Source organism: Pseudomonas brassicacearum subsp. brassicacearum, assembly GCF_008801605.1.
Classification (GTDB): Bacteria; Pseudomonadota; Gammaproteobacteria; order Pseudomonadales; family Pseudomonadaceae; genus Aquipseudomonas; species Aquipseudomonas brassicacearum.
This window is the reverse complement of the sequence record NZ_VZPJ01000024.1, coordinates 38110-64844: the sequence shown is the minus strand read 5'-3', so window position 1 is coordinate 64844 and position 26735 is coordinate 38110. Positions and strand designations below refer to the sequence as shown.

The following is a 26735-nucleotide window of genomic DNA, read 5'->3' as shown; positions in this document are numbered from 1 at the left end:
TTGACGACCATAGAGCATTGGAACCACCTGATCCCATCCCGAACTCAGCAGTGAAACGATGCATCGCCGATGGTAGTGTGGGGTTTCCCCATGTGAGAGTAGGTCATCGTCAAGATTAAATTCCGAAGCCCCTATCTGCTGATGCAGGTAGGGGTTTTGTTTTTAGTAGAAGTCATCGATTTTACCGACACGTTGTTGTTGAACGGGTTGGTCACAGAATTTCTTGACGACCATAGAGCATTGGAACCACCTGATCCCATCCCGAACTCAGCAGTGAAACGATGCATCGCCGATGGTAGTGTGGGGTTTCCCCATGTGAGAGTAGGTCATCGTCAAGATTGAATTCCCAGAACCCCTGTCTGCATCAGCAGCCAGGGGTTTTGTCGTTTTGGGCCGGTAATCGGATCAAGCCCCTGATGCCCCGGCAAACCCCCAATGCCGTTGCTATGCTGTGATAGTCGGGCTTTGGCGACCAAGGGCCCGCGACGTCACTGGTCATGGGGATTCCAATAATGAAAAACCCTTATGCTCCCGGCTTCTGGTGCGCCATTGCGGCTTTGATACTGCTTTCGGCCACTTATTTCTATGGCGTCATGCTCACTCACCAGATCGACAAAGCGCTGTTATTCCTCGATAGCGCCGCGGCGTTGATCGGCGTGATATCCATTGCAATCGTGGCCTGGGCATCGCTTCAGGGTCAGCGCATCAAGAAAAAACACCTCGAACAAGGCAAGACACTGGTGTTGATTTGGGACACCAAGGTTGCGCTGCGACGTGTCGAAACGGTGTTTGACCGTTATTTCTGGGGCAGTTATTGGCAGCCTGGCCGCACGTTCCAGGAAGTCATGGGGGAACTCACTGGTACCCCGCTGGAAAAGAGCCTGGAAGCCCTGAAAACCCAATGCGCTGCCTTGGATAAGCAAGTCACCCAGGACGGCTGGCATTGGCTCAACAACGCCCGAGAGTTGTGTGACGTGGCTAATGCCATGGCCCGTGAACGCTATCAACTGGACTTCTGCGATTCACGCGCAGACTCATCATCGGGCGCGGCAGTGATCAATCGCGATTTCGAAGTGCTGGTGTACACCTGGACGGCCCGCCTCAAGACTTTCGACCATCAGCTCGACGAGATCGAAGTCCAATATTCGTAGACTACCTCGCAAGAAAACGTTTTTACCCCTTTAAACATTGGGCCCGCAGGGGTGCCTGATGGTAATCTCCCCTCCTCTTTTACGGCGTCGAGCCACACCCTTTGCGGGTCAGGGAAGACGACGGCTTTGTTCAACCATGGATATCGATCGGGTCACTCATGAATAAATCAGCAAGCATACTTCTGGGAATCGTTGTGGCTGTCGGTGCTGTCAGCGCGGGCGGCGCCTGGTACACCGGGACCAAACTCGAAGGCGTGTTGACGAACGCTATCGCCGATAGCAACAAGCAGATGCAGACAGCCTTGGCCGGGTCTAACAGCACGGCCACCCTGGAGCTGGTTTCCATGGACCGTGGAACGTTCAGCAGCACCGCCCACTACCGCCTCAAGGGCGAGGGCGAGATCTTCGGCGGCGAGCCGGTTGAGCTGCTCTTCGTCGACCAGATCGAACACGGCCCACTGCCATTTTCGCGCCTGATAACGCTCAAATGGCTGCCAGTCATGGCCACCAGTCACACTGCCCTTGAGCGCAATCCGCTGACTGACAAGTGGTTCGCCGCCACCAAGGACCAATCGCCGCTCAAAGGTGTGGTCAACCTGGGTTACGACCAATCCATCAATGGCACCTACGAGCTGCTGCCCGTGGATACCAAGCTGGATGAGCAATCCCAGCTCACCTTCTCCGGTCTTAAGATCGACCTGGCTGCCAGCGCCCAGGGACAGAAGGTCAAGGCCGACGGCTACATGGACAGCTTCAAGCTGACCTCCGTTGCCGAAGACCAGACTCCGGTGCAGGTTGAGCTGAACGGCCTGACATTGGCCAGTAACCTGAGCAAAAGCTCCTACGGTTACTACATGGGTGACAACACCCTGCTGATGAGCAGCACCAAGGCCACTTTTGGTGAGCCGAAGTCGGTGCTGGGCTTGAAAAATTTCGAGATGAAGAACAGCAGCACCGAGAGCGGCACCAGCGCTTCGGGGCGCGCCGATTACAAGATCGGTGAGTTGTCGTTCAACGACAAGACCATTGGTTCGGCGCAGATGGCTGTCAGCCTGAAGAATCTGGACATCCCGGCCACCATGTCGCTGATGCAGATTTACCAGACCAAGCTGCAACCTTACGAAAAAGCTGCCGCCGAGGCCGCTGCAGCCGGTGAGCCGGCGCCAGAGCTGAGCCTGACCGAAGCTGAAGAAGCACAGGTTAAGGCCGACTTGGAGAAACTCCTGGCCGGCGCCCCGCAAGTGGCGTTGGAAAACCTGTCCTTCAACACTGCCAACGGTGAAAGCCGTGCCAGCCTGATCGTTGATCTGGCCAAGCCGCAGTCCATGGACCTGCCACCGGATGAGTTGGGCCGTCAGTTGCTCGCCCTGCTGGATTTCAACATCAAGGTTTCCAAGCCGATGCTGGTTGACCTGATGACCGTGCAGGCACAGATGGAAGGCCAGACCGATGCCAAGTTGATCGCCGATCAGGCCACTGCCACCAGCGATATGTTCAGCGCCATGGCGGTCGGTTCGGAACTGGCAACGCTTGAAGGCAACGATGTTGTCACCAAGCTGCACTACGCCAACAATCAGGTCGATTTCAACGGCCAGAAGATGACCGTTGAGCAATTCACGGCATTCGTGATGAGCAAGCTGGGTGGTGGCGTCGCCGTCCAGTAACGCGTTCGGCAACACCCCAAACCCGGCCCGTGCATGACGCATGGGCCGGGTTTTTTTACGCCTATCGATCAGCCCTGCGCCGAAATCTGTAGCGATTCTGAAGAATTGTGGCGTTCCTGAAGATGACCCGACTGAGAGTGCAAGACTAGGCCCATTAGAGCTTGGCTGGATTCCTTTGATCCGGCTTCCTGTTTGATGGGCAAGGGGGCACTGCGACCCGGCTGGCCATGTAAGGATGCTGACGAATGCCGCGTACTGTGGGTCCTTTTATTCAACGTGGTTTGCGCCCGTTGTTTCGCGTAGCGCTGTGCAGCCAACTGTGCTGGCCGATGCTGGCGTTTGCCGATACCGCCTATGACCAGATGGTGCTCGATGCCCGTGCAGGCCATTACACGCCTGCGCTGGCTGCGTTGCGCCAGGTGCCGGCTGGCCAGGCCAGCACTGCGCAGATCAGCGACCACCTGCAGATCGCCAGTTGGGCCGGCCTCGACGCCGAGGTGGTGACGGTCTATGAGACCCAGGGCCGCCATCGAGTGTTGCCTGTCCAGGCGCTGACCGCTGCGGCTCGAGCCTATCGAAACCTCAAGCGTTGGGATTCGGCGGCCGAGCTGTACCGCCAGGCCTTGGTGATCGATCCCCAGAACCCCGACCTGCAACTCGGCTTGGCCTTGACCCAGGCCGATAGCGGTCAGCCCGACGAAGCCGTCACCCGTGCCAAGGCCATGGTCGCCGCCAAACCGACAGATCCGATGCGTCGACTGGCACTGGGTTATGCCCTGACCCGCGCCAACAACCCCCACGAAGCGCTGTTCGAATACGACCAGGCCTTCACCCGCGCGGGCAACAGCCCAGAGATTGCACGCGAATACATCTACGCCCTGCAACGCGCTCGGCTGCCCGAGCCGGCGCTGCGTCTGGCGCGTCTGCAGCCGGGGTTGATCGACCGTGGCGTGCAGCGCCGCCTGGAGGGTGACGTGGCCGCCGAGCGGGTGCGCCTGGCGGACATGACCAGCCGCAGCGAACAGGAGCGCTTCGTCATTGCCGACCGCGCCCTGGCCGACTACGACAAGTTGCTCGCCACCTGGACCCCGGTGGCCGAGGCCCATGACGACGTACTCCGTTGGCGCATCGATCGCATGGGCGCCCTCAATGCCCGCGCCCGTCGGGCTGAAGTGATTGCCGAATACCAGAAGCTGATCGCCGAGGGTGTGAGCATTCCCACGTATGCCCTGCGTTGGGTGGCTTCTTCCTATCTGGAGCAGCGTGAGCCGGAAATCGCCGTCGAGCTGTACCGCCAGGTACTCGCGGCGCCGGATGCCGATCCTGCGGAGCGCTTTGAGGACAGCACCGCGCTCTACTATGCGTTGCTGGAAAGTGAAAAATCCGAAGAAGCCCGCGCACTGGCCGAAGACATGGCGAAAGCCCAGCGCCCGCGCATCGAACTCAAGGGCCTGCCGATCGGCAACCCCAACGATGAATGGATGGATGCCCAGCAACTCGCCGCCCAGGCTGGCACTTATGGCGCCGACCTGCCTTCTGCCGAAGCGCGCCTGGACACCCTGGTCAACCAAGGCCCCGGCAACACCGGCATGCGTCTGGCCCAGGCCGATCTGTACCAGGCCCGTGACTGGCCGCGTCGTTCGGAAAACCTGCTCAAGGAAGTCGAGGCCACGATCCCGCGCAACCGTGACCTGGAAATCGCCCAGGCCCGCGCAGCCATGGATTTGCAGGAATGGCGGCAGATGGATGCACTCACCGACGACGTGGTCGCCCGCTATCCGGAAAACGCCCATGTCAAACGCCTGCAACGCCAGCGCGACGTACACGACATGGCCGAACTGCGCATCGAGGCCTACACCGGCAAGAGCTATGGCGGTGGCAACGGTGACGCCGGTGCCGTCACTGGCAGCCGGGATTTTGGTATCGAGACGCTGCTCTACAGTCCGCCCATCGATGAAGACTGGCGACTGTTCGGCGGTGCCGGCTACGCCACCGGTGATTTCGAGGAAGGCACCGGCCACCACCGCTGGCAGCGCCTGGGCGTGGAACGTCGCACCCGGGACATGACCTTGGAGGCCGAGGTCTCCAATCATTCCTATGGCTCCGGCGACAAGCAGGGCGCGCGCCTGGCCGTGGCCCGGGACATCGACGATCACTGGCAGTACGGCGGGAGCCTGGATTATCTCTCGGCCAATACCCCGTTGCGGGCGCTCAACAGCGGCATTCGCTCTAACGGCGGTAGCGGTTTCCTACGCTGGCGGGCCAATGAAAGCCGCGAGTGGCGACTGGCTGTCACCCCGTCCCATTTCAGCGATGGCAACAACCGCCTCGAAACCCAGCTGACCGGTCGCGAAGGCATCTACAGCACGCCGCGCGTGCAAGTGGAGCTGGGGCTGGAAGTGGGGGCCAGCCGCAACAGCGGTTCCAACGAAGTGCCTTATTTCAATCCGAAATCGGACTTCAGCGTCATGCCGACCGTGAGCGTCAATCACGTGTTGCACCGCCGCTACGAGACCACGTGGAGCCAGCAGTTCCAGGTCGGTGCCGGTACCTACAGCCAGCGCGATTACAGCACTGCCGCCGTGGGATTGCTCAGCTACGGCCAGCGTTTCATCTGGAACGACGTGCTGGAGGCCGGCGCCGCGCTGAGCTGGCTCAACCGCCCCTACGACGGCGATCGCGAAAGCGATCTGCGCCTGCTTGTCGACCTCACTTATCGCTTCTAGAAGAGTTTGAAGATGCCTGTCATTTCGCGATTCATCCTTCTGCTGGGGGTCTTGCTGATCAGCGCTTGTGCCCAGCAAGCCCCGGCGTTCACGCCGCCCTCGCAGCGCCCGCTGGCGGCCAATGACGCCCCGTGGCCGAAGAACCATGTGCTCGGCATCGCCTACCACGATGTCGATGACCGTGACCCGGACCAGGCGCTGGTGGCCGTGCGCACCGAACGCCTGATCGAACAATTGGCGTGGCTGCGGGAAAACAACTATCAGCCGGTCACGGTGGACCAGATCATCACCGCCCGCAACGGCGGGCCGGAGCTGCCGCCGCGCGCAGTGCTGCTGAGTTTCGACGACGGCTACGCAAGCTTCTACACCCGCGTCATGCCCATCCTGCGTGCCTATAACTGGCCGGCGATCCTCGCCCCGGTCGGCAGTTGGGTGGATACGCCGCTGAATCAAACGGTGGATTTCGCCGGGGTGCCGCGCAAGCGTTCCGAGTTCCTGACCTGGGAGCAGATTCGCGAGGTTTCCAAATCGGGCCTGGTGGAAATCGCTGCCCACACCGACGCCAACCACAAAGGCGTGCTCGCCAACCGGCAAGGCAACCAGCAACCTGCCGCGACCACCCGGCGCTACGACCCCGTCACCGGTCGTTATGAGACCGAGGCCGATTTCCAGGCTCGCCTGCGCAAGGACGTGGCGGCCATTTCCGAGAAAATTCGCAAGGTCACCGGCTACAGCCCGCGCGTCTGGGTCTGGCCTTACGGTGAAGCTGACGGCACGGCGTTGCAGGTGATTGGCAGCGAGGGCTATCAACTGGCCCTGACCCTGGAAGACGGTCTCGACAGCCTGGACAACCTGATGAGCGGCCCACGCTTCCTGGTGGCGTCCGATCCGGATGGCGCCCATTTCGCCGAAAGCATCGTGTCCGTGCAGACGATTGACCCGATGCGCGTAGTGCATGTCGACCTGGATTACGTCTACGACCCGGACCCGGTGCAGCAGGAAGCCAATGTCGGCCAACTGGTCCAGCGCATTTCCGACCTGGGCGCCAATACGGTATTCCTGCAAGCCTTCGCCGACCCGAAAGGCGACGGCCTCGTGCATTCGTTGTACTTCCCCAACCGTCACCTGCCGGTACGCGCCGACCTGTTCGACCGGGTTGCATGGCAGTTGCGCACCCGGGCCAACGCCAAGGTCTATGCCTGGATGCCGGTGCTCAGTTTTGCCCTGGACGCGAAGCTTTCGCGGGTACAGCGCTGGGATCCGGAAACCGGCAAGACTGGCGTTGCCCCGGACCAGTACGTGCGTTTGTCGCCGTTCGACCCGAACGTGCGCAAGGTCATCGGCGAGATCTACCAAGACCTGGCGCGGATGAGCTCGGTGGACGGCGTTTTGTACCATGACGACGCGGTGTTCTCCGACTTCGAGGATGCCAGCCCCGCAGCCCTGAAGGTCTATGCCGCCCACGGCCTGCCGACGTCCATCGCCGCCCTGCGGGCCGATCCTGCAGCGATGCAACGCTGGACCCGCTTCAAGAGCCGCTACCTGATCGACTTCACCCATGAGCTGACCGCCAAGGTCCGGGCGATTCGTGGCCCGCAGGTGCGCACCGCGCGCAATATCTTTGCCGAACCGATGCTCAATCCGGAAAGCGAAGCCTGGTTCGCCCAGAACCTCGACGACTTCCTCGGCGCCTATGACTGGACGGCGCCGATGGCCATGCCGCTGATGGAAAAGCAGACCCTCCAGCAATCCGGCCCCTGGCTCGAGCGCCTGGTGGACACCGTCAAGGCTCGCCCCGGCGCGCTCAAGCGCACGGTGTTCGAATTGCAGGCCCGGGACTGGCACAGCAAGCCGGTCAGCGACATCGACGGCGAACAACTGGCCGACTGGATGGGGCGCCTCAAGCGCAAAGGCGTGACCAGTTTCGGCTACTACCCGGACAACTTCATCGAAGACCAGCCCGCTGTGAAAACCGTGCGGCCGGCGCTCTCCAACAAGTGGAATCCTTGACATGCTCGACAGACTGCTCGCTCTGCTGGTGCTGGCGATCGTCCTTGGGGTGCCCCTGGGCCTGATCTTCCTGGTCACCGGGCAATTCCTGATGGACTTCGTGTTTTTTTACCCGCTGTTCATGTCCGGGCTGTGGATCGCCGGCGGCCTGTATTTCTGGCTGCACTGGGAGCGCCACTGGCTGTGGAAGGACGACACCTTGCCACCGCCCTTGGCCGGCGAGCCGCTGATCAGCATCCTGATTCCATGCTTCAACGAAGGCGACAACGTCGCCGACACCATTCACGCGGCGCTGGGCCAGCATTACCCGAACATCGAAGTCATCGCCATCAACGACGGCTCGAAGGACAACACAGCCCAGATGCTCGATCAGTTGGCGGCTGAAGACCCGCGCCTGCGCGTGTTGCACCTGGCAGAGAACCAGGGCAAGGCCGTGGCCCTGCGCATGGGCGCCATCGCGGCGCGCAGCGAATACCTGGTGTGCATCGACGGTGACGCGCTGCTGGCGCCGAACACCTGTGCCTACCTGGTGGCGCCTATGCTGGACAACGCCCGCCTCGGCGCGGTGACCGGCAACCCGCGAATCCGTACCCGCTCGACTCTGATAGGCCGGGTCCAGGTTGGCGAGTTCTCCTCGATCATCGGCCTGATCAAGCGCACCCAACGGGTGTTCGGGCGGATCTTCACCGTGTCCGGCGTGATCGTCGCGTTCCGGCGCACCGCCCTGCACCGGGTTGGCTACTGGAGCCCGGACATGATCACCGAAGACATCGACATCAGTTGGAAGCTGCAACTGGATCACTGGAGCATCTTCTACGAGCCGCGCGCGTTGTGCTGGATCCTCATGCCCGAAACCCTGCGCGGCCTGTGGCGGCAACGGCTGCGCTGGGCCCAGGGTGGCGCCGAGGTGTTGTTCAAGAACATCCGTGGCATCTGGCAATACCGCCACCGCTACCTGTGGCCGCTGTTGTTCGAATATTGCCTGTCCACCGGCTGGGCGTTCACGTTCCTGCTGTCGGTGATTTTCTGGGGTGTCGGCAAATTCGTCGAAATGCCGGCGGCCATCGCGGTCGATCACCTCATGCCGCCAGCCTTCACCGGGTTGTTGCTGGCGGTGGTGTGCCTGCTTCAATTCGCGGTGAGCATCCTGATTGATCGGCGGTACGAAAAAGGCCTGTGGCACATCATGTTCTGGGTGGTCTGGTATCCGTTGGTGTTCTGGCTGATCAGCCTCTTCACCACCCTGGTGAGTTTTCCAAAAGTGCTGTTCGGGCAGCATCAGAAGCGTGCGCGCTGGATCAGTCCGGATCGCGGTATCAAACCGTTCGATGATCAGGAAGAGGAAGTGATCCGATGAAAATTATCAGGACCCGGCAACGGCCTTTTCTGGTGGTCATCGATGCGTTTTTCACCGTGCTGGCGTGGGTGGGGCTGTTGTACCTGCTGGTCAATGGGCTGTGGCCGCTGTTCGCGAGCCAGGCCGGTCCGCGCCCGGGTGGGTCTCTATTCGATACCCTGGGGACCTTGCAGGTCTATGGCTGGATCGCCTTGGTCAACGCGGTGCTGTTGATTACCTGGGCACGTTACCAACAGCGTAAAAGTCGCGGCTTCGCTCAGCGCCGGTCGCCGGCCCCGGTCGTGAATGACCAGGGCTTGAGCGCCAGTTTCAAGTTGACCGACGAACGCCTGGACACGCTGCGCCAGCCAGGCTCGAAGACTATTCACAACAACCAGGACGGCGACATCAGCCACGTCGTACCGCACTTCCACTTGCTCAGCCCCGACTTGCAGCCACCGCCCCTGGCGCCAATGGAGCGGCCACGGGTTATCCATTTGCCGGCGGATCAGTCCGTGCATTGATGCAAGCCGCGCCGGCGCTATCGCGAGCAAGCTCGCTCCCACAGGGGATTTGGGGCTAGGACGAAAAATCCCGGATCAGCCGCCATGCCTCGTCCACCGGCAATGGTTGTTTCATGCGCTGGGCCAACGCCGCCATGGCCCGGCCTTCATCACAGGCCACTGCGGCGGCAACGAGGCCGTCCTTGCCCAGCAGGGCAATAAAGGGCGGATGCTCGGGCGTGCCCTTGAATTCCACTTCGTCCCAGTGCTCGGCGTGGCCAAGATAGTCGTAGCGTTTGCCGAAGTGATAGGTCCAGAAAAACGGCACGTCCAGATAGTGCTCGTCGCCGCCGAGCATGTTCGCAGCGGCAATGCGCGCCTGTTGCTGGGCCAGGCGCCAATGCTCGATGCGCTGGGGCTGGCCGTTCAGAGGGAAGGTCGCGATATCGCCGACGGCCCATAAGCCATCAGTCACTCGCATGCCCGCGTCAACGGACAGTGACTGGTCCTGTTCCCTTGGCAATGCGGCGAAGGGCTCGGTGGCCGGGCGCACGCCGACGCCGATGATCACCAGGTCCGCGGCAACGCGCTGGCCGTTGTCCAGTACCACGGCTTCGACCTTGCCCGCGCCCTCGATCTGCGCCGCTTCGCTGTCGGTGCGGTACACCACACCATTGGCCCGGTGTCGGGCCAGGATGGCCTGGCCGACGCTCTCGCTCAATTGTGCGGCGAACGGCACCGGATGCCGGGCCAGGACCGTAACGTTCAGCTCGCGCTTGCGCAGGGACGAGGCGACCTCCATGGCGATGAAACTGTCGCCGATGATCACCGCCTGTTGCCTTGGCCGGACGGTGTCGAGAATCTGCCGGGCGTGGGCGATCGAACGCAGCACGAAGACTTGCGGCAAATCGATGCCGGGCAACGCTGGCATCTTGGGTACGCCGCCAGTGGCGATGAGCGCGGCGTCGTAGTCCAGGCTTCGGCCATCGGCGAGTTGGATGTGCCGAGCGTCGGGGTCCAAATGGGTGACCTCGCCGTGAAGCCTTTCGATGCGTTGCTGGGTGAAATAAGTTTCATCGCGCAGCGGCGACGTCTCGTTGACCGCCATGTCGCCGGCCAACACATACTTGCTCAGCACCGTACGGTCGTAGCCGGCTTCGGCTTCGCGGTCGATCATCAGGATTCGCCCGCCAAAACCTTTCTCGCGCAACGCCGCCGCGCAAGCCGTGCCGGCAGCACCGGCGCCGATGATGACAAACGTGCGCGGGTCATCGGCCGGCGGGACTTTATCGGTTGGCAGTGGTTGATCGTCGACCCAGACGTCACCCTCCCGCACCTCGACGTGATAGCGCGCCAGGCTGTCGAGGGCCGGCGGTTCGCACAGGGCGCCGTCCTCAGCCCGGAACGCGGCCTTGTGCCACGGGCAAATCAGCCTTCCGTGGCACACCGCGCCCTTGGCCAGTGGTGCGCCGGCATGCGGGCATTTGCCCTGGAAGGCGCGCACCTGATCGCCGGAGCGCAACAGCAGGATGGATGTGTCGTCGATTTTGACTTCGAGGCCGCGGTCTTCACGAACGTCGGCGAAACGGGCGACTTGATGCAGAGACATGGTCATTCTCCGGCAGGCGTTTCCCTTTGGAGTCGCAGGGCCGGAACGAGTTTCAGCATAATTGTCACTGCAACCTTGGCGAAGCTGCGGCTATAGTTCGCAGGCCGTCCATGGCCAGACACGCACAAGGTGCCCCGGTATGACCCGATTGAACTCTCTCTCCCCTTGGCTGGCGGCCGTCGCCCTGGTGCTGTGCGCACAAGGGGCTGTCCAGGCCGAGGAGCGTTTTACCCTCAGCATCCCCGGCGTGTCGGACGACCGCCTCTTCACGGCGGCAGCAGCCAGTGATGCCAACACCTGTGGTGGCAAGAACATTTCTCCAGCCTTGAGCTGGAACGCCGGCCCGCCCGGCACCCTCAGCTACGCCATCGTCATGTTGGACCCGGACGGCCAAAGGGGCCAAGGTGTCGACCACTGGATCCACTACGGCATCAAGGCCTCCACGCGGCAGATTCCGGCGGGTGCCGGCACCAAGTCCTCGTTGGAGGGCATGAGCGGTATCAACAGCAAGAACACTCACGGCTACATCGGTCCTTGCCCGCCTGTCGGCGACAGCGCTCACCACTACCTGATCCAGCTTTTCGCCCTGGACCTGCCGCCGGAAGCCCTGCCCGCCGACCTCACACGCGCCCAACTGATGGAAAAAATCAAAGGTCACGTCCTGCGCAACAGCAGCGTAGTGCGCCGCTACCACCGCTGACCCGAACAGCACAAACCCCTGTGGCGAGGGAGCTTGCTCCCACTGGGCTGCGACGCAGCCCCCCACAATGGCGCTGACGCTCCGACACAACATTGGCATCACGCGCCAAAAGCGAGCACTATCGAGTCCCTGTTCACTCATGCCGGAGGATGGCGATGACGCAGAAACCCGACGGCATCGCCCGCCTCCTGAACTGCCCCACCAAGGGCGACGAGATGCGCCGGGCCATCGCCCAGAGCCGCAAGGATTTCCTGCCTGCCGACGAGGCCGAAGACGCCGAGCCAGGCCAGCCACCGGTTGAACCGGTGATTAATGATCGCGACGACTGAGCCGTCGCCCTCTCTCAAACTTATCGTTCAAATCTGCCTATGACTGCCACCCCTGTTCTACCCGGTGACCGATTCAGCCGATCCGATTACAAGACCCTGGGCCTGGCCGCCTTGGGAGGCGCGCTGGAGATCTACGATTTCATCATCTTCGTCTTCTTCGCCCTGACCCTCAGCCAGTTGTTCTTTCCGCCGGAAATGCCCGATTGGCTGCGCTTGCTGCAAAGCTTCGGGATTTTCGCCACCGGCTACCTGGCCCGGCCCCTGGGCGGCATTCTCATGGCGCACTTCGCTGATCGCCTGGGGCGCAAGCGCGTGTTCAGCCTGAGCATCCTGATGATGGCCTTGCCGTGCCTGCTCATCGGCGTGATGCCGACCTACGCGCAAATCGGTTATTTCGCACCGTTGCTGTTGCTGGCGCTGCGTATCCTCCAGGGTGCGGCGGTGGGCGGCGAGGTGCCCAGCGCCTGGGTGTTCGTGGCTGAACATGCGCCGCTGCATCATCGCGGCTATGCCCTGGGTTTCCTCCAGGCCGGCCTGACCTTCGGCTACTTGCTGGGCGCCTTGACCGCAACAGCGCTGGCGCGGATCTACACACCGGCAGAGATTCTCGATTACGCCTGGCGCCTGCCGTTCCTGCTAGGGGGCGTTTTTGGCGTGATCGGCGTCTGGCTGCGTCGTTGGCTGAGCGAAACGCCGATCTTCATGGCCCTGCAAGCCAATCGCGAAGGTGCTGCGGAACTGCCGCTGCGCACGGTCCTGCGCGACCACCGCCAGGCGTTGCTGCCCGCCGCCATCCTGACCTGCGTGCTGACTTCTGCCGTGGTGGTGTTCGTGGTCATCACCCCGACCGTGATGCAGAAAAGCTTCGGCATGACCGCCAGCCACACCTTCGCCCTGAGCAGCCTGGGCATCGTGTTCCTGAACATCGGCTGCGTCCTGGCCGGCCTCATCGTCGACCGCATCGGCGCCTGGCGCACCGTCATGCTCTACAGCCTGCTGCTGCCTGTGGGCATTGCCGTGCTCTACGCCAGCCTGATCAGCGGCAGCGCCTGGCTGGGCCTGGCCTACGCCGTGGCCGGACTGGGTTGCGGCGTGGTCGGTGCGGTGCCTTCGGTGATGGTCAGCCTGTTCCCACCGAAGATCCGCGTGTCCGGTATCTCGCTCACCTACAACATCGCCTATGCCCTGTGGGCCAGCATGACACCGCTGATGCTGATAGCACTGGTGCCGTGGAGCCCATGGGTGTGCGTGGCCTATTGCGGGGTGATGGGCGCGGTGGGCGTGGCTGCGGCGGCGTATTTTCCAGGGCGCCATGGGAAAGCTGCGCAACCGTCATTGGCCTGTGGATCCTGATCCGGCTGTTCAAAGACGCTCGCGCAAAAAATCCACAAAGGCCCGGGTGCGTGCCGAGCGGCGTCGATCGTGACTGAACACGGCGCTGACGGGAAGCGCCAGCGGCTGGTAATCGGCAAGCACGGTGCAGACGGTTCCCTGGCGAATATCGGCAGCGAACAACCACTGCGGTGACAGCGAAACGCCCAGCCCCGACAGCACCATTTCCCGGATTGCCTCGCTGCTGTTGCAGGTAACGTTGCCCTTGATCGTGACGCTGTGCTGTCGGCCATCCTGGTCGAACCGCCAGACGTCGTAGTGCTCCAGCAGCGTGAACGCCAAACAGTTATGGCCGACCAGGTCAGCCGGTGCGAGGGGCTTGCCATGCTGTTGCAGATAGGCGGGGGAGGCGTACACCCGGCGCGGGCTGTCGCCGAGGGAAATCGCTACCAGCCCTTCGCTTTTTACCACGCCGATGCGAATGGCCAGGTCGATGTTCTCCTTCAACACATCCTCGTTCTGATCGCTTAGCCTCAAGTCGATCCGAAGCTGTGGGTGACGCGCGAGAAACTCGCCCACCAACGGCGCAATGCACAAGCGGCCGAAACTGACGGGCGCTGCCACGCGCAGAAGGCCGGCGATCTGTTCCTGCCCACTGGCGAAACTGAGCCGTGCCGCGTCCAGGCTGGCGAGTATGTCCTTGCTTTCGGCGTAGAAGCGCTGCCCCTGATCGGTCAGCGCGAGATGGCGGGTGCTGCGGGCAAACAGCGCCCCGCCCAGGTGTTGCTCCAACGCGCGGATCTGTTTGCTCACCGCCGGTTGGCCCAGGTTCAGTTCCCTGGCGACGGCCGAGAACGAGCCGCGCTCCACCACCCGCACGAACACCTGCATTGCGTCGAACAGATCCATCAGGATTTAGCCTCTGTCTGGAATAAATCCTATCCATTGTTGCTCACTTATCGGAATGCGTCTTCCCTCGCACTATGAACCTGCCCACTCATTGGAGGTTTACCGTCATGAACAACACCATGTCCGCCGCCGTTGCCGAAACCGCTCAGGCTGCGCTGATTGTCCGTTCCATCTCCCGGCCCATTCCCGGCAAAGGCCAGGTATTGATCAAGGTGCATGCCGCCGGAATCAACCCGCTGGACACCAAGATCGCGGCGGGAGGCGGTGCCCACGCACGCCAGCCGCTGCCCGCCGTATTGGGGATTGACCTGGCCGGGACGGTGGTTGAACGGGGAGAGGGCGTGAATGACTTTGCGCCTGGCGACGAGGTGTTCGGTATGGCCGGCGGGATCGGCGGGGCCCAAGGCGCGCTGGCCGAATACATCGCGGTCGATGCCCGCCTGATTGCGCCCAAGCCCCGCTCACTGAGCATGCGCGAAGCGGCCGCCTTGCCGCTGGCCTTCATCACGGCCTGGGAAGGCTTGGTCGATCGCGCCAACGTCCGGGCCGGGCAACAGGTGTTGATACATGGTGGGGCGGGCGGTGTCGGTCAAATGGCCGTGCAAATCGCCAAGGCCCGGGGCGCCGAGGTCTACGCCACGGGCTCGGCCAACAGCCTGGATTTCATCCGCGAACTGGGCGCGTCAGCCATCGACTACCGGACCCAGGACACCGACAGCTACGTGGGCCTGTACACCGATGGCGAAGGCTTCGACATCGTCTACGACACCGTGGGCGGCCCGACCCTGGATGCGTCCTTCAACGCGGTAAAGACCTACACCGGCCATGTGCTCAGTTGCCTCGGCTGGAGCCAACACAGCCTCGCGCCGTTGTCATTCCGCGGGGCGAGCTATTCCGGAGTTTTTACGTTGATGCCGCTGCTGACGGGCAAGGGGCGCGAGCATCATGGTCAGATCTTGCGGGAGGCCGCCGCTCTGGTTGAGTCAGGGCAGCTGCGGATCAAGCTGGATCAGCGCCGGTTTGGCCTGGAGCAAGTCAATGAGGCCTTTGCCCAGGTGGCCGAGGGGCGTGGAAAACGGTAGTGGACATTGGGATCGAGTGAGACGGGACCGCACTTCCTCAGGGCCAAACAACTTGAGCGCGTGTTCAAACGCCGTAGAATGCAGCCGCCATTATGCCGCTACCTCTCAAGGACGAATTCAAACATGCGAGTTTTTACCCTGTTGCTGGCCCTCTGCCTTATGGCAGGTTGTGCTTCCAAGCCTGATTACTACATTTCCCCTGCGCCAGTGGCGATCCCCGAGACCGCCACCTATTGGATCGACACGTTCAACGTTGAAGTCGTCGGCAAAAACGAACGCTTCCTGCCCGACGAAAAAGTCCGTGACCAGTTACACACCGACCTGATCGTCCGCCTGCTCGACGGCAATCGTTATGCCTCCAGCAAGGAAACCGCTGACTATCTGCTGGACATCAACGCCGTCTATGCGCGCCGTATTCAAGACACCCAAGGTGGTTTCATGAACAAGATCGTCGCCGACGGTACGTACCTGGCCAGTGTCGATTTCAATTATCAGGTCAAGGTGAAGAAGGCCGGTGTCGAAGTGCTGCACTTTGCCCAGGCCCGCCAGGGGCTGATGCCGGGTGGGGCGATCGGGCAACTTGAGGTTCTGAAAGGCATGACGGGGGCGCTGACGAACAGAGGCAACTCCGATGTCGAAGACTATTACACCAGTCATTTGAGCGGATTCATCGCCGATGATCTGCGGGGCATTCCGTCCCGCTAACAATGCCTGCTGCAACGTGCTGGCGATTGCTCCAATCGCGGTAACGGCCTGGCCACTCTGGGGTGGCCGGCGCAGTCTTTTCAGCACATCAAAAAAATCTTTTGGTCGTTAACCCGAACCCCATGCGCCCTGCGTCTGACTCTGTGAACGGATCATTCATTCACGAGGTTCAGCCCATGTCCCGTCCACTTCCCTTTATGCGTCCTGCTGCCCAAGGCTTCGCCGTGACTTTGCTGGTGGCGTTGGCCGGTTGTGGGTTGTCTTCCCGGGAGGCTGCCAAGCCGTCCGAACCGGTAGCCGTGGTGCCCAGTGTTGTGCCGCAAGGCGAGATTGTCGAAATGCACCCGTCGGCGGTCAAACGCATGGCGATGAAGCCGACATTGATGCCCGCCCCGAGCGTGGCGAACGATGCCCTCGCCGGGGGGTACCGCACTGAGCCGCGCGAGCAGTACGAAAAACTGCCGGACAACCCCATCCATAGCGTCGCCGAAACGCCGGTCTCGACCTTCAGCGTGGATGTCGACACCGGCAGCTATGCCAATGTGCGACGTTTGCTCAATCAAGGCAGCCTGCCGCCCGAAGGTGCCGTGCGACTGGAGGAAATGGTCAATTATTTTCCGTATAGCTATGCCCTGCCCACCGACGGTTCACCCTTTGGTTTGACCACCGAGGTGGCACCATCGCCGTGGAACCCTCACACCCGCTTGTTGCGCATCGGCATCAAGGCCAGCGACCGTGCTGTGGCGGATCTGGCGCCGGCCAACCTGGTCTTCCTGGTGGATGTTTCCGGTTCCATGGACCGTCGCGAAGGCCTGCCGCTGGTCAAGAGCACGCTGAAATTGCTGGTGGACCAATTGCGCGATCAGGACCGGGTATCCCTGGTGGTCTATGCCGGCGAATCCCGGGTGGTGCTCAAGCCCACTTCGGGGCGCGACAAGGTGACAATCCGCAACGCCATCGACCAACTCGACGCCGGTGGTTCCACCGCAGGCGCCTCGGGTATCGAACTGGCCTACCAGATGGCTCGGGAGAGCTTTATCGACAAAGGCATCAACCGCATCCTGCTGGCCACCGATGGCGACTTCAACGTCGGCGTCAGTGATTTCGACAGCCTCAAGCAGATGGCGGTGGACCAGCGTAAAAGCGGCGTTTCCCTGACGACGCTGGGCTTCGGTGTGGATAACTACAATGAACACCTGATGGAGCAATTGGCCGATGCTGGTGACGGCAACTACGCCTACATCGACAACCTGCTCGAAGCGCGCAAAGTCCTGGTCGACCAACTCAGCTCCACCCTGGCGGTGGTGGCGCGGGACGTGAAATTGCAGGTGGAGTTCAACCCTGCCCAGGTCAGCGAATATCGCCTGCTCGGTTATGAGAACCGCGCGTTGAAGCGTGAGGATTTCAACAACGACAAGGTCGATGCGGGCGAGATCGGCGCCGGGCATACGGTGACGGCCTTGTATGAAATTGTCCCGAAAGGCCAACCGGGCTGGTTGGAGCCGCTGCGCTATGCCAGCACGCCCCAATCGGAGGGTAAATCAGGCGAATTGGCGATGTTGCGCGTACGCTACAAACCCGCTGAGGGCGGTAGCAGTCGATTGATCGAGCATCCGATTGCGGGCGTGCAGGACGAACACAAGGCCAGCGATGACCTGCGTTTCTCGGCTGCCGTGGCGGCCTTCGCCCAGCAGCTCAAGGGTGATGGGCGTTACACTGGGACGATGAGCTTGAAGGACACTGCGCAATTGGCGCGCTCGGCCCGTGGTGATGACCCGTTCGGGCTGCGTGCCGAGTTCGTGCAGTTGGTGGAACTGGCCCAGAGCCTCGAGCCCGCGGCCAAGCGCTGATCCCGAGCACAACGAGGACCAAAATGTGGGAGCTGGCTTGCCTGCGAAGGCGGCGTTTCAGGCACAGCAGTTTCGCCTGACACGCCGCCTTCGCGGGCAAGCCCTGCTCCCACAGAGTCCTCTGCAATCTGCAAGACCGTGTTCTACATCGAAAGGAGTTCGTCCCCCACATGCCCGCTGCGCTTGATTCTCCCAGCGACGAATCGCTGCTGGCCCGCTACCGCAATGGCGATGGGGCTTCTTTCGAAGTCCTCTACGCCCGCCATCGGCAAGGGCTCTACCGTTTCCTGGTGTCCTTGAGCAACAAGGCCGAACTGGCCGAAGAAGTGTTCCAAGACACTTGGCTCAGCCTGATTCGCAGCACCACCCAGCCACAAGGCCGGGCGAGTTTTCGCACCTGGCTGTTCCAGATTGCCCGCAACCGCTTGATCGACCACTGGCGCAAGCATGGTGTCCGCAACCCGTTGCACGACAGCTACGACGAGCAGCTTCACGTCCAACCCGACGACACCAGCAGCCCTGAGCGACAGTTGACCCTGAGTCGAGACCAGGCGCGTCTCGACGCTGCATTGCAGGCTTTGCCCGAAGATCAGCGGGAAGTCTTCCTGCTGCGCCTGCACGGCGACCTGGAGCTGCCACAGATTGCCGCCTTGACCGGCGCCCCGCTGGAAACGGTCAAGAGCCGCTTGCGTTACGCCCAGCAGAAATTGCATCGCCTGCTGGCCGAGGAGGTACCCGCATGATCGACCCCAAAAACACCTCGGCCCCCGACGATGAAGTGCTGATCGAGCATTTCCGCCAACACGCCAGCGCCGAGCCGCCGGCCTCCCTGGACGCCTTCATCCTGGCCGCTGCCCGCCGTGAAGCCCCGACGCCCGCGCCAAGCCTGTGGCAGCGCTGGCTACAGGCCTGCCAACGGCCGCGCTGGCAAATGGCATTCGCCACGGTTGCCGGCGTGGCGCTGATGATCGGCCTGGTACTGCGTTCGCCCGTGACCCACGACGAACTGTCCGCACCCGCCTCGATGGAGTTTTCCGCCGATCGGCAAGCGCCCGCCGTTGCCGCTGCACCGCCGCCGGCGATGCCCGCCCCTGCACCGATCATCCGCATGGCGCCCCAGGGCGAACTGGCCCGAGCCCCGGCAAGCCCTGACCAGACCCTTGCGGAAAAGTCGGCGGCGAAAATGAGCAAACCCGCGCCCGCTGCACTGCCATCGTTGGAGCAAGGCTTGCTGGAGATACTGCGCTTGCGCGAGGCGGGAGAGAGCAAGGCTGCTGATGAAAAGCTGCTGGCGCTGCATCAGCGCTTTCCCGAGGAGGACTTGCCGGCGCGGTTGGAGGCGTTGCGCAAGCGTTGAGTAAGATCAGCGCCCACAAAAAAGCCCCAGGCCTTGCGACCTGGGGCTTTTGATTCTGAAGATGGTGCACCAGGCGGGATTCGAACCCACGACCCCTGCCTTCGGAGGGCAGTACTCTATCCAGCTGAGCTACTGGTGCGACGCGGGCGCCATGATACTCATATGCATCGCGGGCGTCCATGCTGCTGATTTGCCGGTGTTTTCATGAGGCTGGGCGGGCATCGGCTACGCTGATCAGAAAAAACGGGCAAATTCGTTTTTTTCGTTCTTTTTTTCGAACAGCCTATTGTCCTTCACCCCTATCGGCCCTAGGATTCGTTTGAGATTTCAAACGCTCTTGTCTGGGTGCTGAACCGCACGTCTGTGCTTTTGTGCGTTATTTCTGTGCTTCAGCCCGGTGAATGATTTCCCTGACGGCAGCCCCCCGAGGCGCCTTTCTACAAATCTAATTCGCTCCGCGCGTGCGCGGTGCTGTTAAGGAAAGCCGACATGCAGCTTAAAGACACCCAGTTGTTCCGCCAACAAGCCTTTATCGATGGCGCTTGGGTCGATGCGGACAATGGTCAGACGATCAAGGTCACCAACCCGGCAACGGGCGAAGTGCTGGGCACTGTGCCGAAAATGGGCGCCGCCGAAACCCGCCGGGCGATTGAAGCCGCCGACAAGGCACTGCCGGCCTGGCGTGCACTGACCGCCAAGGAGCGCGCCAACAAGCTGCGCCGCTGGTACGAATTGCTGATCGAAAACCAGGACGACCTCGGTCGCCTGATGACCCTGGAACAAGGCAAGCCACTGGCCGAAGCCAAGGGCGAAATCGTCTACGCCGCCTCGTTCATCGAATGGTTCGCCGAAGAAGCCAAGCGCATCTACGGTGACGTGATTCCCGGCCACCAACCCGACAAACGCCTGATCGTGATCAAGCAGCCGATCGGCGTGACCGCAGCCATTACCCCGTGGAACTTCCCGGCCGCGATGATCACCCGCAAGGCCGGCCCGGCCCTGGCTGCCGGTTGCACCATGGTCATCAAGCCAGCTTCGCAAACCCCGTTCTCGGCCCTGGCCCTCGTGGAACTGGCGCACCGTGCCGGGATCCCGCAAGGCGTGCTGAGCGTGGTCACCGGTAGCGCCGGCGACATCGGTGGCGAGCTGACCAGCAACCCGATCGTGCGCAAGCTGTCGTTCACCGGTTCGACCGAGATCGGTCGCCAGTTGATGGCCGAATGTGCCAAGGACATCAAGAAAGTCTCCCTGGAACTGGGCGGCAACGCGCCGTTCATCGTGTTCGACGACGCGGACCTGGATAAGGCCGTCGAAGGCGCGATCATTTCCAAATACCGCAACAACGGCCAGACCTGCGTCTGCGCCAACCGCCTGTACATCCAGGATTCGGTGTACGACGCGTTTGCCGAAAAACTGAAAGTGGCGGTGGCCAAGCTCAAGATCGGCAACGGCCTGGACGATGGCACCACCACCGGTCCCTTGATCGACGGCAAAGCGGTCGCCAAGGTGCAGGAACACATCGCTGATGCCGTCAGCAAAGGCGCGACCGTGCTGTCGGGCGGCAAGGCAATGGAAGGCAACTTCTTCGAGCCGACCATCCTGACCAACGTGCCGAAGAACGCTGCAGTGGCGAAAGAAGAAACCTTCGGCCCGCTGGCACCGCTGTTCCGTTTCAAAGACGAAGCCGAAGTGATCGCGATGTCCAACGACACCGAGTTCGGCCTGGCCTCGTACTTCTATGCTCGCGACCTGGGCCGTGTGTTCCGTGTGGCCGAAGCCCTGGAATACGGCATGGTCGGCGTCAACACCGGGTTGATTTCCAACGAAGTCGCGCCATTCGGCGGCATCAAGGCTTCGGGCCTGGGCCGTGAAGGCTCCAAGTACGGCATCGAGGATTACCTGGAAATCAAATACCTCTGCCTGGGTATCTGATCTGCTTCAAGCGCAAAGGGCACGAGAGCGCTGTCCCTTTGCGCGTTTCACCCGTTCTGTTTCTTGTGGCCGGAACGCTGCGGCAGTCGATCATCGCATGCTGTCGCAGTTGCCTCCCCGCCATGTATTCCTTGAGCCACGCCGACCGATGAGCGGCGAATGAGGACTGTAATGAGCAAGACTAACGCTGACTTGATGGCCCGCCGTACCGCCGCTGTTCCACGCGGTGTTGGCCAGATTCACCCGATCTTTGCCGAATCGGCGAAGAACGCCACGGTAACCGACGTTGAAGGTCGTGAATTCATCGACTTCGCCGGCGGCATCGCCGTGCTGAACACCGGCCACGTACACCCGAAAATCATCGCCGCCGTGACCGAGCAGCTGAACAAGCTGACCCACACCTGCTTCCAGGTCCTGGCCTACGAGCCCTACGTGGAACTGTGCGAAAAAATCAACGCCAAGGTGCCGGGTGATTTCGCCAAGAAAACCCTGCTGGTGACCACCGGTTCGGAAGCGGTGGAAAACGCCGTGAAAATCGCCCGCGCCGCCACGGGCCGTGCCGGTGTGATCGCCTTCACCGGCGCTTACCACGGTCGCACCATGATGACCTTGGGCCTGACCGGTAAAGTCGTGCCGTACTCGGCCGGCATGGGTCTGATGCCCGGCGGCATCTTCCGCGCGCTTTACCCGAACGAACTGCACGGCGTGAGCATCGACGACTCCATCGCCAGCATCGAGCGTATCTTCAAGAACGACGCCGAGCCGCGTGACATCGCGGCAATCATCATCGAGCCGGTACAGGGCGAAGGTGGTTTCTACGTAGCACCCAAGGAATTCATGAAGCGCCTGCGCGCTTTGTGCGACCAGCACGGCATCCTGCTGATCGCTGACGAAGTGCAGACCGGTGCCGGCCGTACCGGCACCTTCTTCGCCATGGAGCAGATGGGCGTTGCCGCCGACCTGACCACCTTCGCCAAATCCATCGCTGGCGGCTTCCCGTTGGCCGGTGTGTGCGGCAAGGCCGAGTACATGGATGCAATCGCGCCGGGTGGCCTGGGTGGCACCTACGCCGGTAGCCCGATCGCCTGTGCGGCGGCGTTGGCGGTAATGGACGTGTTCGAAGAAGAACACCTGCTGGACCGCTGCAAGGCGGTGGGCGAGCGTCTGGTGACCGGCCTCAAGGCGATCCAGAAGAAGTACCCGGTCATCGGTGACGTGCGTGCCCTGGGCGCGATGATCGCCGTGGAGCTGTTCGAAAACGGCGACTCCCACAAGCCGAACGCGGCAGCGGTAGCCCAAATCGTGGCCAAGGCGCGCGACAAGGGCCTGATCCTGCTGTCCTGCGGCACCTACGGCAACGTACTGCGGGTGCTGGTGCCGCTGACCGCGCCGGACGAGCAACTGGACAAAGGCCTGGCGATCCTCGAAGAGTGCTTCTCCGAACTCTGAGTGACGGTTGTGCGCTGATCCACAAAAACCCGCCTTCTGGCGGGTTTTTTCATGTCCGCGAACCTGCCCGGTGGATTTTGAGCTGTCTGGAACGGCCACCAAGGTCTAAGGTGCAAGTATGGCAAGGGAGCATGCTGCATGACTGCTGTGGATTTACCCGCTGTACCGCGTGTGTTGATCGCCGAGGCCGATCCGGCGTCCCGTGAGCTGCTTGAGCAGGTGTTGTCGGGTGTGCGCTGCGATGCTCGGGTGGACACTTGTGGCGACGGCAAAGAGGCTTTGGATTTGCTGGCGAAACATCCCTACGACCTGGTGATCGCCGATTGGGAGCTGCCGGGGGTTGATGGCCTGGCGATTCTGCGTGGCCTTCGCCAGCAGCATCGCACCCCGCCGTTGCCGTTCATCCTGATGAGCCGACGCAACGACAGCGCCAGCGTGCGCGAGGTCTTGCCGCTGGCGCCGACCGCGTATCTGACCAAGCCCTTGAACCGGGAGAACCTGACCCAGCGTTTGCAGGGGTTGTTGGTGGGCGGTGAAGAAACCTCCAACGATGCGCCGGTTCCGGGGCCGGGGTTGACCCTGATAGCTTTTCTGGAGCGTCGGCGTGATCTGTCCGAAGGCGCGCCGCTGATGACCGATGTGCAGGTGGCAGTCAAGCGCTGCCTCAACCCCGCTGGCCTGGATCTGAAGCTGCTGGAAGAAGAGATTCGTACCGACCCGCAAATCACTGGGGTGCTGATTGCGGCGGCCAACAGCGCTGCCCAGCATCAGGGCGGCGGCCCGGTGCAGACCGTGGCCCAGGCGCTGCACCAGCTCGGCACCGGGCAAAGCATGAACCTGATTCTCGGCCTGACCCTCAAGCGCTGCGCCCGGCTCACCGTTCCCTGTCTGGCGGACTATGCCAAGCGCTACTGGGAATTGTCGCTGCACACCGCGGAGTACGCCCGGATCCTGGCGCGGCTACTGGATCTGGAACCGGAGCGTTGTTACTGCGCGGGGCTGTTACACCGCCTGGGCGACCTGGCGCTGTTGCGTTGCCTGGAGGAGTGGACCCAGGCGGGTGGCGAGTTGGATGAGTTGGAGGAAGTAGGGAGTTGCCTAGATCAATACGGCGCCGGTTTCGGCTCGGCGCTGCGCACTCGCTGGCGCCTGCCGCTGGAGCTGCGTGAGTTGATCGCGGCAGCCTATAGCCTGGGTGGTGGGGTTTATTCCCGCGAGGCACTGGTGATGAACATGGCGGCGCAGATGGCCCACCTGACCGAGCATGAAGGACTTGAAGAGCTGGCCCGGGGGCGCACGGCACGGTTGCTGAAGATCGGCTTGCCGGAGTTGATGCGGTTGCGCCGCAAGTAGCACCACCACCTAACCCCCCTGTGGGAGCGAGCTTTGTGGGAGCAAAGCTTGCTCGCGATGCAGGCAACTCGGGTTCAAGTGGACACCGAGGCGCTGCTATCGCGGGCAAGCCTTGCTCCCACAGGGGTTCAGTGGCGGGACAACTCACTCAAGCCGCGATGATGCGGTTCTTGCCCTGGCGCTTGGCTTCGTACATGGCCGCGTCGGCGCGGGCGAACAGGCTGTCGAGGCTCTGGTCGTCGGCCGTGATGCCGGTCAGGCCCTGGCTGACGGTAATACCGAAGCCCCGTTCCCCGCTGCGGAAGGCCAGGCGCTGGATCTCCCGTTGCAACCGCTCGGCCACTTGCAGCGCCATGTCCGGGGCGCAGCCGGGGAACACCGCGGCGAACTCTTCGCCGCCGATCCGCCCGAACAGGTCACCGCGCCGGAGCACGGACCGCCCGCTTTCGGCGATTCTCTGCAACACGGTATCGCCTTCCTGGTGGCCGTAGGTGTCGTTGATCACCTTGAAGTCATCGATGTCGAGCAACAGGAACGCCATGGGCATGCCTTGTAGCCGTGCCTGCTCGAATTCACGGTGGGCGCATTCGAAGAAATGCCGGCGATTGCTGCTTTGGGTCAGCACGTCGGTGGTCGCCAGGCGCTGGAGTTCGCTTTCCAGCAGCTTCTTTTCGGTGATGTCTTCGGCAATGCCCACCACAATCACCGGTTGCCCTGGCTCGGCCTTGCGGTTGATGAAGCATTTGTCGCTCAGCCAGCGGATCTGGCCGTTGCCGGCGATGATGCGGTATTCACGGTCTTCGACGGCGCCTTTGACCAATACTTCGGCCAGGCTGCGTTCGGCGTATTCCAGGTCGTCGGGGTAGATTGCGTCGCGCCATTCGTTGAAGTCAGCCAGGACCAGGCCGGCGGGGCGGCCGAAGATCCGCTCGTAGGCGGGGCTGACATACAGCACTTGGCGGGTTTCCCAGTTGAACGCCCACAGCACGGCATTGACGCTGACCAGCAACGAGCTGAACAGCTGCTCACGCTCGCTCAGGCGCGCCACTTCACCCTGGGCATGCATCAGCGCCATGAGCGTCTGGGCTGCCTCGGGCCAATGAGGTAGGGAGTAATCCTGTAGGTTCTTGTCGACCATCGGTACAAATCTCAAAGAGCATGCACTGCTGTTGGTTCGCACGCGCTTTCTCCAAAACCCGCCTGGATGGCGAAGTGCTCTTTGAGATAGGGGATTTGGGGCGAAGTTCCTTTTCAGGCGACGAAGGGCGGGGGATTTAGCCGGTCAGTTTATGGGGGCTGAACTTGTGGCCAGAGATTGCCCCCGCTGGGCCTGTAGGAGCTGTCGAGCGGAGCGAGGCTGCGATCTTTCCCCTGACGCTTGAATCTCAAGCGAAAGATCGAAAGATCGCAGCCTTCGGCAGCTCCTACAGGGCCGTGGCAGGCCGTAGCGAGTAGGTCTTGAGCTGGTCGGCGAAGTCCCGCAGGGACTGGATGCCGCTGGCCTCGGCCTCGTGGACCCATTCCTTGATGGCGGCGAGCATGTCGTGGCCGTTGCTGCTGGTCTTGACCCAGATCTGCTGCAAGGCCAGGCGTTTCTCGTAGATCACCTTCAGCGCCTGGCTGTGTTCGAGCATGTTCTGGATGCGCACGTGGTGACGGTCGTCCAGCAGGCTGGTTTCCCGCGACAGCAGGCGTTTGGCCCGGTGGAACTGATGACGCACCGAGTGATCGACCTTTTCCAGTTCCTGCTTGACCAGCGGCGCGATGACCAGCCGGCGGTACTGCGCCATGATCTGGAAACGGTTGTTGAGAATCGCCATGGCCGTGTCCATGTCCAAGTGGCCCTTGCCTTCGACCCGGTGGGCGATCGGCGCAACCCGCTGGACCTTGGCCAGGCGCAGGACACTGAACACCCGGATCCAGGCCCAGCCCAGGTCGAACTCCCATTTGCGTACCGACAGCTTGGCCGAGTTGGGGTAGGTGTGGTGGTTGTTGTGCAGTTCTTCGCCGCCGATCAGGATGCCCCAGGGCACCAGGTTGGTCGCCGCATCGCGGCATTCGAAGTTGCGGTAGCCCACGGCATGGCCCAGGCCGTTGACCACGCCGGCGGCCCACACGGGAATCCACATCATCTGGATGGCCCAGATGGTGATGCCGATGGTGCCGAACAGCAGCAGGTCGATGACGCCCATGATCGCCACGCCCAGCAGCGGGAAGCGGCTGTAGAGGTTGCGCTCGATCCAGTCGTCGGGGCAGTTCTTGCCGTAGATGCGCAGGGTTTCCGGATTTTCCGCCTCGGCGCGATACAGCTCGGCGCCTTTGCGCAGCACGGTGGACAAGCCTTTTATGACCGGGCTGTGGGGGTCGTCGACGGTTTCGCATTTGGCGTGGTGCTTGCGGTGGATGGCGGTCCACTCGCGGGTGTTCTGTGCCGTGGTCAGCCACAGCCAGAAACGGAAGAAATGTTTGAGACCCGCATTGAGCTCCAGGGAGCGGTGCGCCGAATAACGGTGCAGGTAGACCGTGACGGCAATGATCGTGACGTGGGTCATCAGCAGGGTGACTGCCACCAGTGACCAGGCCGACAAGCCAAGAAAACCTTCGTACCACATAGGCTGTAGGGCCCTCATAAAGATAGAAACAGCCGTTGCATTATCACCGGCCCTACAGATAAAACCAGTCGGCCTTTCAGATAAGAGTGGCTGGATGTTTCTTCCTCTATAATCCACCTCTTTGTA

General features: G+C 62.0%; 21 protein-coding genes, 1 tRNA gene and 2 rRNA genes. 19 read left to right on the top strand and 5 right to left on the bottom strand.

All coding sequences use genetic code 11. The annotated features are described in order from the left end of the window. The 8 genes from rrf (F7R20_RS30720) to pgaD all read left to right on the top strand — a co-directional run bounded on the left by rrf (F7R20_RS30720) (position 1) and on the right by pgaD (position 9411). Positions 1-115: ribosomal RNA gene (gene rrf, locus F7R20_RS30720) — 5S ribosomal RNA — on the top strand. Between the two features lie 107 nt (positions 116-222). Beyond that, positions 223-338 (top strand): 5S ribosomal RNA (rrf, locus tag F7R20_RS30715). A 174-nt stretch (positions 339-512) separates the two neighbouring features. After that, entirely contained in the window at positions 513-1151 is a 639-nt protein-coding gene (locus tag F7R20_RS30710) for a hypothetical protein (protein WP_013691999.1), read from the top strand. Between the two features lie 158 nt (positions 1152-1309). Then, positions 1310-2815 carry a YdgA family protein gene (locus tag F7R20_RS30705; RefSeq protein WP_050516627.1) on the top strand — a complete coding sequence of 502 codons (1506 nt, stop codon included), beginning with the start codon at positions 1310-1312 and terminating at the stop codon, positions 2813-2815. A gap of 245 nt (positions 2816-3060) precedes the next feature. Further along, positions 3061-5541, top strand: a complete 2481-nt coding sequence (pgaA, locus tag F7R20_RS30700) for a poly-beta-1,6 N-acetyl-D-glucosamine export porin PgaA (protein ID WP_003196457.1) — start codon at positions 3061-3063, stop codon at positions 5539-5541. Positions 5542-5553: 12 nt separating this feature from the next. After that, positions 5554-7551 carry a poly-beta-1,6-N-acetyl-D-glucosamine N-deacetylase PgaB gene (pgaB, locus tag F7R20_RS30695; protein ID WP_081352598.1) on the top strand — a complete coding sequence of 666 codons (1998 nt, stop codon included), beginning with the start codon at positions 5554-5556 and terminating at the stop codon, positions 7549-7551. Between the two features lies 1 nt (position 7552). After that, the gene (gene pgaC, locus F7R20_RS30690; RefSeq protein ID WP_003196462.1) at positions 7553-8908 is read left to right on the top strand and encodes a poly-beta-1,6-N-acetyl-D-glucosamine synthase; all 1356 of its coding nucleotides are present in this window, start codon (positions 7553-7555) and stop codon (positions 8906-8908) included. Beyond that, the gene (gene pgaD / locus F7R20_RS30685) at positions 8905-9411 is read left to right on the top strand and encodes a poly-beta-1,6-N-acetyl-D-glucosamine biosynthesis protein PgaD (protein WP_003196464.1); all 507 of its coding nucleotides are present in this window, start codon (positions 8905-8907) and stop codon (positions 9409-9411) included. Before pgaC ends, pgaD begins: the two co-directional genes overlap by 4 nt. Positions 9412-9466: 55 nt before the next feature. Here pgaD and F7R20_RS30680 read toward each other — a convergent pair whose 3' ends face one another. After that, the gene (locus F7R20_RS30680) at positions 9467-10999 is read right to left on the bottom strand and encodes an apoptosis inducing factor family protein (protein ID WP_003196466.1); all 1533 of its coding nucleotides are present in this window, start codon (positions 10997-10999) and stop codon (positions 9467-9469) included. Positions 11000-11138: 139 nt separating this feature from the next. Here F7R20_RS30680 and F7R20_RS30675 point away from each other — a divergent pair, with 139 nt between their 5' ends. The 3 genes from F7R20_RS30675 (at position 11139) to F7R20_RS30670 (ending at position 13381) form a co-directional block, all read left to right on the top strand. After that, a complete protein-coding gene (locus F7R20_RS30675) occupies positions 11139-11699 on the top strand; it encodes a YbhB/YbcL family Raf kinase inhibitor-like protein (RefSeq protein ID WP_003196468.1) in 561 nt (186 codons plus the stop codon). Between the two features lie 155 nt (positions 11700-11854). Beyond that, positions 11855-12028 carry a hypothetical protein gene (locus F7R20_RS31760; RefSeq protein WP_003196469.1) on the top strand — a complete coding sequence of 58 codons (174 nt, stop codon included), beginning with the start codon at positions 11855-11857 and terminating at the stop codon, positions 12026-12028. Between the two features lie 39 nt (positions 12029-12067). Continuing rightward, the gene (locus F7R20_RS30670; RefSeq protein WP_003196471.1) at positions 12068-13381 is read left to right on the top strand and encodes an MFS transporter; all 1314 of its coding nucleotides are present in this window, start codon (positions 12068-12070) and stop codon (positions 13379-13381) included. Between the two features lie 9 nt (positions 13382-13390). Here F7R20_RS30670 and F7R20_RS30665 read toward each other — a convergent pair whose 3' ends face one another. Next, positions 13391-14269 (bottom strand): LysR family transcriptional regulator, encoded by an 879-nt coding sequence (locus F7R20_RS30665; RefSeq protein WP_003196472.1) that lies wholly within the window; start codon positions 14267-14269, stop codon positions 13391-13393. A gap of 107 nt (positions 14270-14376) precedes the next feature. Here F7R20_RS30665 and F7R20_RS30660 point away from each other — a divergent pair, with 107 nt between their 5' ends. From F7R20_RS30660 to F7R20_RS30640, 5 genes are all read left to right on the top strand, one after another. After that, positions 14377-15351: a zinc-dependent alcohol dehydrogenase family protein gene (locus tag F7R20_RS30660; protein WP_033028043.1), complete on the top strand. Its 975-nt coding sequence runs from the start codon at positions 14377-14379 to the stop codon at positions 15349-15351. Between the two features lie 123 nt (positions 15352-15474). Beyond that, positions 15475-16056, top strand: a complete 582-nt coding sequence (locus tag F7R20_RS30655) for a hypothetical protein (protein WP_003196476.1) — start codon at positions 15475-15477, stop codon at positions 16054-16056. Positions 16057-16232: 176 nt separating this feature from the next. Further along, on the top strand, positions 16233-17906 hold the full coding sequence (locus F7R20_RS30650; RefSeq protein ID WP_003196478.1) for a vWA domain-containing protein: 1674 nt from the start codon (positions 16233-16235) through the stop codon (positions 17904-17906). 170 nt (positions 17907-18076) lie between these two features. Continuing rightward, entirely contained in the window at positions 18077-18649 is a 573-nt protein-coding gene (locus F7R20_RS30645) for an RNA polymerase sigma factor (RefSeq protein WP_003196480.1), read from the top strand. Next, entirely contained in the window at positions 18646-19263 is a 618-nt protein-coding gene (locus F7R20_RS30640) for a hypothetical protein (RefSeq protein WP_003196482.1), read from the top strand. Before F7R20_RS30645 ends, F7R20_RS30640 begins: the two co-directional genes overlap by 4 nt. Positions 19264-19325: 62 nt before the next feature. On the opposite strand, the gene F7R20_RS30635 is transcribed toward F7R20_RS30640, so the two are convergent. Continuing rightward, positions 19326-19402, bottom strand: a tRNA-Arg gene (locus F7R20_RS30635). Between the two features lie 350 nt (positions 19403-19752). Here F7R20_RS30635 and gabD point away from each other — a divergent pair. The 3 genes from gabD to F7R20_RS30620 all read left to right on the top strand — a co-directional run bounded on the left by gabD (position 19753) and on the right by F7R20_RS30620 (position 23997). After that, on the top strand, positions 19753-21195 hold the full coding sequence (gene gabD / locus F7R20_RS30630) for an NADP-dependent succinate-semialdehyde dehydrogenase (RefSeq protein ID WP_003196484.1): 1443 nt from the start codon (positions 19753-19755) through the stop codon (positions 21193-21195). A 171-nt stretch (positions 21196-21366) separates the two neighbouring features. Continuing rightward, positions 21367-22644 (top strand): 4-aminobutyrate--2-oxoglutarate transaminase, encoded by a 1278-nt coding sequence (gene gabT, locus F7R20_RS30625; protein WP_003196486.1) that lies wholly within the window; start codon positions 21367-21369, stop codon positions 22642-22644. Positions 22645-22782: 138 nt separating this feature from the next. Further along, positions 22783-23997: a response regulator gene (locus tag F7R20_RS30620; protein ID WP_003196488.1), complete on the top strand. Its 1215-nt coding sequence runs from the start codon at positions 22783-22785 to the stop codon at positions 23995-23997. A 148-nt stretch (positions 23998-24145) separates the two neighbouring features. Here the strand turns inward: F7R20_RS30620 and F7R20_RS30615 are convergent, their stop codons facing one another. Together F7R20_RS30615 and desA are read right to left on the bottom strand one after the other, a co-directional pair. Then, a complete protein-coding gene (locus F7R20_RS30615; RefSeq protein ID WP_027912073.1) occupies positions 24146-25135 on the bottom strand; it encodes a GGDEF domain-containing protein in 990 nt (329 codons plus the stop codon). Between the two features lie 286 nt (positions 25136-25421). Beyond that, a complete protein-coding gene (gene desA / locus F7R20_RS30610; RefSeq protein WP_003196493.1) occupies positions 25422-26609 on the bottom strand; it encodes a delta-9 fatty acid desaturase DesA in 1188 nt (395 codons plus the stop codon). Between the last annotated feature and the right edge of the window lie 126 nt (positions 26610-26735).

What these genes read in the sequence shown, in the direction of transcription:
- pgaD (WP_003196464.1), top strand. Translation starts at nt 8,905, where the DNA reads ATGAAAATTATCAGGACCCGGCAACGGCCTTTTCTGGTGGTCATCGAT.
- F7R20_RS30680 (WP_003196466.1), bottom strand. Translation starts at nt 10,999, where the DNA reads ATGTCTCTGCATCAAGTCGCCCGTTTCGCCGACGTTCGTGAAGACCGC.
- pgaB (WP_081352598.1), top strand. Translation starts at nt 5,554, where the DNA reads ATGCCTGTCATTTCGCGATTCATCCTTCTGCTGGGGGTCTTGCTGATC.
- F7R20_RS30660 (WP_033028043.1), top strand. Translation starts at nt 14,377, where the DNA reads ATGAACAACACCATGTCCGCCGCCGTTGCCGAAACCGCTCAGGCTGCG.
- F7R20_RS30655 (WP_003196476.1), top strand. Translation starts at nt 15,475, where the DNA reads ATGCGAGTTTTTACCCTGTTGCTGGCCCTCTGCCTTATGGCAGGTTGT.
- F7R20_RS30665 (WP_003196472.1), bottom strand. Translation starts at nt 14,269, where the DNA reads ATGGATCTGTTCGACGCAATGCAGGTGTTCGTGCGGGTGGTGGAGCGC.
- gabD (WP_003196484.1), top strand. Translation starts at nt 19,753, where the DNA reads ATGCAGCTTAAAGACACCCAGTTGTTCCGCCAACAAGCCTTTATCGAT.
- F7R20_RS30675 (WP_003196468.1), top strand. Translation starts at nt 11,139, where the DNA reads ATGACCCGATTGAACTCTCTCTCCCCTTGGCTGGCGGCCGTCGCCCTG.
- F7R20_RS30615 (WP_027912073.1), bottom strand. Translation starts at nt 25,135, where the DNA reads ATGGTCGACAAGAACCTACAGGATTACTCCCTACCTCATTGGCCCGAG.
- pgaC (WP_003196462.1), top strand. Translation starts at nt 7,553, where the DNA reads ATGCTCGACAGACTGCTCGCTCTGCTGGTGCTGGCGATCGTCCTTGGG.
- F7R20_RS30620 (WP_003196488.1), top strand. Translation starts at nt 22,783, where the DNA reads ATGACTGCTGTGGATTTACCCGCTGTACCGCGTGTGTTGATCGCCGAG.
- pgaA (WP_003196457.1), top strand. Translation starts at nt 3,061, where the DNA reads ATGCCGCGTACTGTGGGTCCTTTTATTCAACGTGGTTTGCGCCCGTTG.
- gabT (WP_003196486.1), top strand. Translation starts at nt 21,367, where the DNA reads ATGAGCAAGACTAACGCTGACTTGATGGCCCGCCGTACCGCCGCTGTT.
- F7R20_RS30705 (WP_050516627.1), top strand. Translation starts at nt 1,310, where the DNA reads ATGAATAAATCAGCAAGCATACTTCTGGGAATCGTTGTGGCTGTCGGT.
- F7R20_RS30640 (WP_003196482.1), top strand. Translation starts at nt 18,646, where the DNA reads ATGATCGACCCCAAAAACACCTCGGCCCCCGACGATGAAGTGCTGATC.
- F7R20_RS30670 (WP_003196471.1), top strand. Translation starts at nt 12,068, where the DNA reads ATGACTGCCACCCCTGTTCTACCCGGTGACCGATTCAGCCGATCCGAT.
- desA (WP_003196493.1), bottom strand. Translation starts at nt 26,609, where the DNA reads ATGTGGTACGAAGGTTTTCTTGGCTTGTCGGCCTGGTCACTGGTGGCA.
- F7R20_RS30710 (WP_013691999.1), top strand. Translation starts at nt 513, where the DNA reads ATGAAAAACCCTTATGCTCCCGGCTTCTGGTGCGCCATTGCGGCTTTG.
- F7R20_RS31760 (WP_003196469.1), top strand. Translation starts at nt 11,855, where the DNA reads ATGACGCAGAAACCCGACGGCATCGCCCGCCTCCTGAACTGCCCCACC.
- F7R20_RS30650 (WP_003196478.1), top strand. Translation starts at nt 16,233, where the DNA reads ATGTCCCGTCCACTTCCCTTTATGCGTCCTGCTGCCCAAGGCTTCGCC.
- F7R20_RS30645 (WP_003196480.1), top strand. Translation starts at nt 18,077, where the DNA reads ATGCCCGCTGCGCTTGATTCTCCCAGCGACGAATCGCTGCTGGCCCGC.